The organism is Streptomyces sp. NPDC127084 (assembly GCF_042724175.1).
Lineage (GTDB): Bacteria > Actinomycetota > Actinomycetes > Streptomycetales > Streptomycetaceae > Streptomyces.
In genome coordinates, this window is the sequence record NZ_JBHXFA010000012.1 from 64,741 (window position 1) to 72,445 (window position 7,705).

Annotated in this window: 8 protein-coding genes; 5 read left to right on the plus strand and 3 right to left on the minus strand. The window is 67.6% G+C overall.

Annotated elements, in window-relative coordinates:
* Positions 1–207: 207 nt before the first annotated feature.
* A complete protein-coding gene (locus ACFWI9_RS05170; protein ID WP_387159139.1) occupies positions 208–1,656 on the plus strand; it encodes a right-handed parallel beta-helix repeat-containing protein in 1,449 nt (482 codons plus the stop codon).
* 215 nt (positions 1,657–1,871) lie between these two features.
* Complete coding sequence (locus ACFWI9_RS05175) at positions 1,872–3,434, plus strand: hypothetical protein (RefSeq protein ID WP_387159140.1); 1,563 nt, start codon at positions 1,872–1,874, stop codon at positions 3,432–3,434.
* 98 nt (positions 3,435–3,532) lie between these two features.
* On the opposite strand, the gene ACFWI9_RS05180 is transcribed toward ACFWI9_RS05175, so the two are convergent.
* Entirely contained in the window at positions 3,533–3,769 is a 237-nt protein-coding gene (locus tag ACFWI9_RS05180) for a DUF397 domain-containing protein (RefSeq protein ID WP_387159141.1), read from the minus strand.
* Entirely contained in the window at positions 3,766–4,602 is an 837-nt protein-coding gene (locus ACFWI9_RS05185) for a helix-turn-helix domain-containing protein (protein WP_387159142.1), read from the minus strand. Before ACFWI9_RS05185 ends, ACFWI9_RS05180 begins: the two co-directional genes overlap by 4 nt.
* A gap of 154 nt (positions 4,603–4,756) precedes the next feature.
* Between ACFWI9_RS05185 and ACFWI9_RS05190 the strand changes: the two genes are divergently transcribed.
* On the plus strand, positions 4,757–5,173 hold the full coding sequence (locus tag ACFWI9_RS05190) for a hypothetical protein (protein ID WP_387159143.1): 417 nt from the start codon (positions 4,757–4,759) through the stop codon (positions 5,171–5,173).
* A gap of 60 nt (positions 5,174–5,233) precedes the next feature.
* Positions 5,234–6,364, plus strand: a complete 1,131-nt coding sequence (locus ACFWI9_RS05195) for a CapA family protein (protein ID WP_387159144.1) — start codon at positions 5,234–5,236, stop codon at positions 6,362–6,364.
* A gap of 10 nt (positions 6,365–6,374) precedes the next feature.
* Here ACFWI9_RS05195 and ACFWI9_RS05200 read toward each other — a convergent pair whose 3' ends face one another.
* Positions 6,375–7,037, minus strand: coding sequence for a GPP34 family phosphoprotein (locus ACFWI9_RS05200; RefSeq protein WP_387159145.1), 663 nt, complete (start codon positions 7,035–7,037; stop codon positions 6,375–6,377).
* A 105-nt stretch (positions 7,038–7,142) separates the two neighbouring features.
* On the opposite strand from ACFWI9_RS05200, the gene ACFWI9_RS05205 reads away from it, so the two are divergent.
* The gene (locus ACFWI9_RS05205) at positions 7,143–7,658 is read left to right on the plus strand and encodes a VOC family protein (protein WP_387159146.1); all 516 of its coding nucleotides are present in this window, start codon (positions 7,143–7,145) and stop codon (positions 7,656–7,658) included.
* Positions 7,659–7,705: the final 47 nt, after the last annotated feature.

A 7,705-nucleotide genomic window follows, 5' to 3' on the forward strand; every position in this document is an offset into this window, starting at 1 on the left:
GCGCCGGATTACCCCCCCGCCCCACCCCGGGCCCCCGCCCCCGCAACCCGCGGGGGGCGGGCGCGTGTCGGGGGCTGCGGCCGGAAATCCGACACGGCAGGGCCTATTGTCCGATATTTAGCTTTTAGTGTGTTTTGATATGTCTCACTTTCATCCCCTGGGCCTCGGGGGTGTGACGGCTTGTCATGCGGAAGGAGAGCTGCGTCGATGTCTGAATCAGGATCACAGGTGGCGGCGGTGCTGAGCCGTCACTGGAAGTCGGCCGTACTCACGGCTGCCGGTTTCGCGACGGTGGTGGCCACCACGACGATCGTCACGGCCACGGACTCGGAGGAGCCCGCACCGCAGGCGGCCACCGCACTAGCGGACGGCAAGGGCGCCGAGGGCGGAGCCGCCCGCGGCAAGGGGGACGAGGGCAAGGGCGGCTCAGACGGAGCCGACGGTGGCAAGGGTGGTGACGACAAGAGTGGCCACGACAAGTACGCCCATCACGACGACCCTGAAGCGACACATGTGGAGTGCGACCCGAACTCCTTGATCTCGGCGCTTGTCGATCTCAACTCGGACACCGGCGGCGTGTTGGTCCTGGCGAAGGACTGCACCTACACCCTGACGGCCAACGAGGGCGGTAACGGCCTGCCCGAGATCACCCAGCCGATCACCATCCACGGCAACGGCGCCGTCATCCAGCGCGCCGCCAACGCTGACAACTTCCGGTTCTTCGAGATCGCCGCGGGTGGCGATCTGAAACTCCGCCATCTCACGCTCACCCGTGGCAAGGCCGCCCCCGACGAGAGCGGTGGGGCGCTCTACGTCCACGCCTCAGGCCGGCTCGACCTCGACTGCGTCACAGTCACCCGCAACACCGTCGACAACGCCACCGCCAACGACGAGGACGGGGCGGGTATCTACACCGAGGGTGTCGTCACCATCCACAACAGCACACTCAGCAAGAACGTCAGCGACGACGGACCCGCCGTCTTCAACGTCGGTGGCAAGCTGGAGATCTACAAGTCGAGGATCACCGGCAATGTCTCGGACATCGAGGACGGTTTCGCGGCCATCTACAACCAGGACGGCAGCGTGAAGATCTCCAGGAGCCTGATCGACCACAACCATGCCTACGAGGGCGGCGGTGTCTACAGCTCCGGCACCACCGAGGTCGAGGACAGCGGCGTCCTCTACAACCGCAGCTCCTGGGGCGGCGGAATCTACCAGGAGTTCGGCACCCTCAGCGTGCGCGGCAGCACCGTCGCCTACAACACCGCGAGCGAGAACAACGGCGGCGGGCTCCACCTCGCCGACTCCGCGACGATCGAGGGCAGCAGGATCCATGCCAACGTCGCCACCGCCAGCAATGGCGGCGGTGTCTTCACCAACCTGGCCGACGACGAAACGGTCTCGATCCGGGACACGGCGATCACCGGCAACCAGGCTCCCGGCAACGAGTCCAGCGGCGGCGGTATCTATGTCGGTGAGGACGACCGGATCCGGCTCACCGACGTGAAGGTGACCGGCAACATCTCCGACCTGGAGGCGGGCGGCGTGCACAACCTGGGCACGGTCACCACCGCCGGCAAGGTGCGGATCATCGACAACGTCCCGACCAACTGCGAGGCCCTCGGGACCAACCCCGTCCCGAACTGCTTCGGCTGACACCACGCTCATTCCCCTCCCGGACCGTCCGCCCCCGGCCCCTCACCACCGGGGGCGGGCGCATGCCTGGGCATGTGCCAGTGCCCGACACCCTGAAGACACGACTAACCCATTGTCCGATATTAGGCTTTTCATATGTTTTGATATGGCTAACTTTCACCCCTCCATGGAGTCGAGGGGTGTGACGGTCTGTCACGCGAAGGAGAGCTCGTCGTATGTCTGAACCACAGGACACAGGGGCTGGCGCGAGTGCGGACGACCCGCGCCGCCAGTCGATGACGGCGGTGCTGAGCCGTCACTGGAAGTTGGCGGTAATGACCGCCGCTGGGCTCGCCACCGTGGCGGCCTCCACCACGCTCGTCGCTGTCAACCATCGCGAGGCGACGGCCGGTGCGCAGGCCACCGCCGCGCTCACGGACAGCAAGGGCGACCACGACAAGGGCAAGGACAAGGGCGACCACGACAAAGGCAAGGACAAGGGCGGCCACGACAAGGGCGGCGAGGGCCACAAGAGCGGCCATGACAAGGACGGCCACGGCGATTCGGGCGACCACGACAAGAGTGACGACAAGTACGGCGGTCACCCCTCCGGCGACGCGACGTACGTGGAGTGCGACCCCAACGAACTGATCGTGGCGATCCTCGATCTGAACTCGGACAGCGGTGGAGAGCTGGTCCTCGCGAAGGACTGCAAGTACACGCTCACCGTGAACGAGGACGAGAACGGCCTTCCGGTGATCACCCAGCCGATCACCATCCACGGCAACGGCGCCACCATCCAGCGTGCCGCCAACGGGGACAGCTTCCGGATCTTCGACGTCGGGCCCGGTGGCGACCTGAAACTCAGCCACCTCACGATCACCCGCGGCAAGCTCGAGTCGGGCAGCGACGGCGGCGGGATCAGGGTGACCGACGCGGGCCGTCTCCACCTTGACCACGTCACTCTCACCCGCAACTCCTCCGATCTGGAGGAGTCAAACGGGGGCGCCATCTACAACGAGGGCATCACCGACATCCACAGAAGCACCCTCAGCAAGAACACGGGCGAGGACGGCGCCGCCGTCTACAACGACCAAGGAAAGCTGAACATCACCGAGTCCAAGATCACCGGAAACGTCAGCGACGCCGACGACGGCTACGCCGCCCTCTACAACGACGCGGGGACGCTGAAGGTCTCGAAGAGTCTGGTCGGCTACAACTACGCGTACTACGGCGGTGGTATCTACAACAGCTACGACGGGGAAGGTGGCACCACGGAGATCAACCGGAGCGCCGTCGTGTACAACCACGCCTACTACGGAGGCGGGCTCTACAGCGACGAGGGCTCGCTCGTCGTACGGGACAGCACCATCGCGTACAACACCACTGCGCAACTCGAAGGCGAACTGGCGAGCGGCGTGGGCGGCGGTGTCTATCTCCAGGGTGCGGGAGCGGCGACCTTCGTGGGCAGCAAGATCTACGCCAACACCGCGGCGACCAATGGTGGCGGCATCTACACCGACCTTAACGACGAGGCGGTGCTCTCGCTCCGCGACTCGAAGGTCTCCAACAACCAGGCGCCCGGCAACGGTGCCATGGGCGGCGGCATCTTCGTCGGCGAGGGTGACGAGGTCCGGCTCATCGACACCAAGGTGACCGGCAACATCTCCGATGAGCCCGCCGGTGGTGTGCACAACCTGGGCGAGGTCACCACCTACGGCAAGGTCAAGATCATCGACAACGTCCCGACCAACTGCGAGGCGCCCGGGACCAACCCCGTCCCGAACTGCTTCGGCTGATCCCACCCGCGACCGGGGCGGCCCATCAGCCGCCCCGGCCACTCAGACTGCCCCGCCCCCGGCTCCCCTCACCGGGGGCGGGGCGCTGCTCTGACGGCTCAGCTCTGCCAGGAGAGGAACGCCGACCAGACGCCGGACTCCACGGCGAGGGCGGGCCCGTCGATGACCTTGGAGTCGCGGACATGGACGGCGTGGGGGCAGGTGGCGACTTCGACGCACTCGCCGCCGCCGGAGCCGCTGTAGGAGGACTTGCGCCAGTCGAAGGCCACCTCGATGCACTCGCCGCCGCCGCTGCTGCTGTAGCTGGACTTGAACCAGCGCAGGCTGTCGTTCATCTCTGCTCTCCTGCCAACTGCTCGATGCGGCCCAGTGATTCACGAGGGCCCAGGGCCTGTGCCCGGATCTTCGCATACCGCTGGGTGTAGGTACTGACCTTTGCGGGGTCGTTGATCAGCAGGCTCTCGCGCTGGATCTCCAGATAGACCAGGTGGTCATGTTCCGGGGTCTCCACCAGGGTCATGTTGCCGTCGTCGCCCGCGTACTCACCGCCGATCCCGGCGTCCAGTGGCAGCACCTGCAAGGTCACATTGCGCCGCCGGGCGCACTTCGCCAGGAACAGCAGTTGGTCACGCATGATCTCCCCGCCGCCGATGGTGCGCCGTAAGACCGACTCCTCCAGGACCAGCTCGATCAGGGCCACCGGCTCTCGGTCGAACAGCGCCTGCCGCGCCATCCGCGCCTCGACCAGCTCCTCCACCCGCTGCTCCGGCAGTGGCGGAAAGCCCCCGCCGATCAGCGCCCGCGCGTACTCCGGGGTCTGGAACAGTCCGTGCACGACCAGGGTCGAGTACAGATGCAGCCCGACCGCCTTCTGCTCAAGGCCCGAGTAGTCCTGGAACTGCTTCGGATACTTCTCCCGCCGGACATGCTCCCGCGCTTCCTCGAAGAAGCCGAGACCGTCCCCGATCTCCCGTTCGAGCCCCACCAGCATCTCGTCGCTCGGCGCCTGCGCGCAGGTCTCCGCCGCGCTGATCGCCGCCCCCGAGTAACCGATCCGCTCGCCGAGCTGGGGCTGTGTCAGCTTGGCCCGCAGGCGCATCTTGCGCATCATCTCGGCGACCAGTCGCGTCGCCGAACCCGCCGCTTCCTTGTTCTCCGCACGTGCCATACCGATCACCGTTCGCCTCGACCGGACTCAACCGGTCACTACCGGGCCACGCCGAATTCGACCCGATTCGAGGCGCGTTTACGCTGGTCAACCGACTCACCACACCTCGGCCGTGTCACAGAAAACGCTAACCTTTGGCCGCCAGACTGGATACGTGATTGCAGAAACTCGCCAAATCAGGATCGGCTGGGTCCCCGACCGTGGATTCCAGCTTCGAAAAGCAGGCGTCCAATTCGACGCGGTACGCGTGGACGGGGAGCCGGGGCGCGAGCTCGCCGACTTCCTCGGGGAGCTGACGGGCGGCGACCCCGGACCCGTGGTCATGGAGGCAAACGGCCGGCAGGGCGTCTACTTCCTGCTGCCAGCGGGCAGCACGGGGCATCGGGCCTGGCCGCGCGGGGTGACCCGCTTCAACTCGGCTCCGGGCGTCATCAGCTACGTACCGGTGCCCGCCCTCGGGGGCCGTACCTGGCCGCTGTCATGGCGTTTCCCTCCGGTCGACGCGCATCGGTTCGTACATCCGCTACTGCTGCGTTCGGCCGCGTCCGAAGTGCTGAGACCGCTCTCCTGAAGTGACCGCGCTCGTATTCTTGTCCGGCGAGAAAATGGTGATGGTGCGAAAATATGCATCATGGTCCGGGCCGCCCCCGTCACGCTATTCCTCAGCGGCGACGTCATGCCGGGCCGGGGCGTCGACCAGATACTGCCGCACCCCGGAGACCCCACCCTGCGGGAAGAATGCATACGCGACGCCCGCGACTACGTGACCCTCGCGGAGGCCGTCAACGGCAGCATTCCCCAGCCTGTGGATTTCTCGTGGCCCTGGGGAGACGCCCTGGAGATCCTCGCTGCCGTGCGCCCCGACGTACGCGTCATCGACCTGGAGAGCAGCGTCACCACCAGCGACGACTTCGTGCCCGGCAAGGCCGTCGCCTACCGCATGCACCCCGACAACGTCCCGATTCTGGCGGCCGTGCGCCCGGATGTATGCGCCCTGGCGAACAACCATGTGCTCGACTTCGGGCGCCGCGGCCTGGAGGAGACCCTGGACGTGCTCAGCCGCGCCGGTCTCGGCCCGGCAGGAGCAGGGCGGGACGCGACGACGGCCCGGCGGCCCGCCGTCGTCGACGTGGCAGACGGTCGCGGCCGGGTGCTCGTACTGTCCTGCGCGATGGCATCGGCCGGGGTCCCGTCCCGCTGGGCGGCGGGGGAGGGCAGGCCGGGCGTCGACTTCGTACCCGATCTCACCGACCGCAGCGCGGACGCCCTCACGCGGCGGCTCGCGGCGGTGCGCGAGGACGGCGATCTGACCGTGGTGTCGATCCACTGGGGATCGAACTGGGGCTTCGGGATCTCGCGGAGCCAGACCGCGTTCGCCCGCCGGCTGGTGGACGGCGGCGTGGACCTCGTCCACGGCCACTCCTCCCACCACCCCAGGCCCATCGAGGTATACCGGGGCAAGCTGATCCTCTACGGCTGCGGCGACCTGATCGACGACTACGAGGGCATCACCGGCTATGAGCGCTACCGCGGCGACCTGCGGCTGATGTACTTCCCCAGGCTCGCCCCGGACACCGGCGAGCTGACCGAGCTGCGCATCGCGCCCCTGCACGCCCGGCGCATGCGGCTGGAGCACGCCTCGGCCGCCGACCGCGCCTGGCTCTGCGAGGTGCTGAGCCGGGCCGGGCGGGCGTACGGGACACAGGTGGAACCGGATCCGGGTCGTGCGGGGTATCTGACGCTGCGCTGGCGGCGGCGCTGACCCGGCGGCGTCAGGTCATCGTGGTCACCACGACCGTCGTCGTGATCACCACCATCGCCGCCTGCATGTTGCGGATGGCCTCACGCAGGCTGCCCCCCGCCCACTGACCGGACGCGATCTCCGTCATCCGCGGCTCGACCTGCTTCTTCGGCAGGTCGGGGAAGGCAAGACCGTGCAGCTTCGCGCCCTGGAGCAGCGCGATCAGACCCGAGGTGCGGGCATCGGGCTCGGCCCCCTGGAGCACCACGTCCGCGAGCCGTGCCCGCAGCTCCCGCTCGACCGTGCCGTCCGCCTCCGGCCAGCGGCGTACCGGGAAGATCCCGAGCGCCTTGCGCCGCTCCTCGACCACCAGACCCCGGGCGCACAGGCTCTCGATCGTGGCGGACACGGCCTTCGACTGGTCTTTGGTCAGCCAGTCGGTGACCCGGCGCTTGCGGCCCCGGTTCGCCCAGGTCGTGAGCAGCTCCAACCGTCCATCGAGCAGCGGGACGCCGGTCGGGGAGGTGTCGGTGACGCTGAGGCGCCCGTCGGCGACCGTGACGCGACCCGCCATGACCAGCTCCAGCAGCAGACCGCCCGCGACCGCCCAGCCCGCGGACTGGCGGTCCTTCGCCGCACCGGACTCGTCGTCCAGCGAGAGCAGCGCTATCTCCTCGGCGAGCGTGATGGTCATTCGCGGTCTCCCTGATCTGTGAACGTGGCTAAACAGGACGGTAGTTGACCTAGATCCCGCCTACTGTCGGTCTCGTCGCGTTCCACCCCTGACCAGGAGACGACCTTGACAGTTCAGCCGGTTCCCGAGGGATACACCACTGTCACGCCGTGGATCGTCGGCCATGACACGGCCGGACTCGTCGACTACGTCCAGCGCGCTTTCGACGCGGAGGAACTGGGGCGCTTCGAGCTATCGGACGGCAGGATCGGCCATGTCGAGCTGCGTATCGGGGACGCGAGGGTGATGGGCTTCGACAGCCCGAAGGGCTGGCCGGTGACGCCCGCCTTCCTGCGGCTGTACGTGCCTGACGCGAAGGAGACGTACCGGCGCGCGATCGAAGCGGGCGGGGAGTCGGTGACCGAGCTGACGCTTCAGTTCTACGGCGACGAGTTCGGACGGGTGCGCGACCCGTTCGGCAACATCTGGTGGATCCAGTGCCGTGTCGAGGATGTGGACGAGTCCGGGGTGGAACACCGTTTGGGCGAACCGCGGTTCGCGGAAGCGCTGGAGTATGCCATGGAGTCGCTGGTGGCGGCTGGGCCGCGGCTCCGGGAGGACATGCGGGAAGGTGAGGGGTAGACGAGACGAGGCCCAACGTCGCCCGCCCCCGGCATGGATGCCGGGGG

Excerpts from the sequence above, each read along its gene's own strand:
- ACFWI9_RS05200 (WP_387159145.1), bottom strand. The coding sequence starts at position 7,037 with ATGACCATCACGCTCGCCGAGGAGATAGCGCTGCTCTCGCTGGACGAC.
- ACFWI9_RS05195 (WP_387159144.1), top strand. The coding sequence starts at position 5,234 with ATGGTCCGGGCCGCCCCCGTCACGCTATTCCTCAGCGGCGACGTCATG.
- ACFWI9_RS05180 (WP_387159141.1), bottom strand. The coding sequence starts at position 3,769 with ATGAACGACAGCCTGCGCTGGTTCAAGTCCAGCTACAGCAGCAGCGGC.
- ACFWI9_RS05170 (WP_387159139.1), top strand. The coding sequence starts at position 208 with ATGTCTGAATCAGGATCACAGGTGGCGGCGGTGCTGAGCCGTCACTGG.
- ACFWI9_RS05185 (WP_387159142.1), bottom strand. The coding sequence starts at position 4,602 with ATGGCACGTGCGGAGAACAAGGAAGCGGCGGGTTCGGCGACGCGACTG.
- ACFWI9_RS05175 (WP_387159140.1), top strand. The coding sequence starts at position 1,872 with ATGTCTGAACCACAGGACACAGGGGCTGGCGCGAGTGCGGACGACCCG.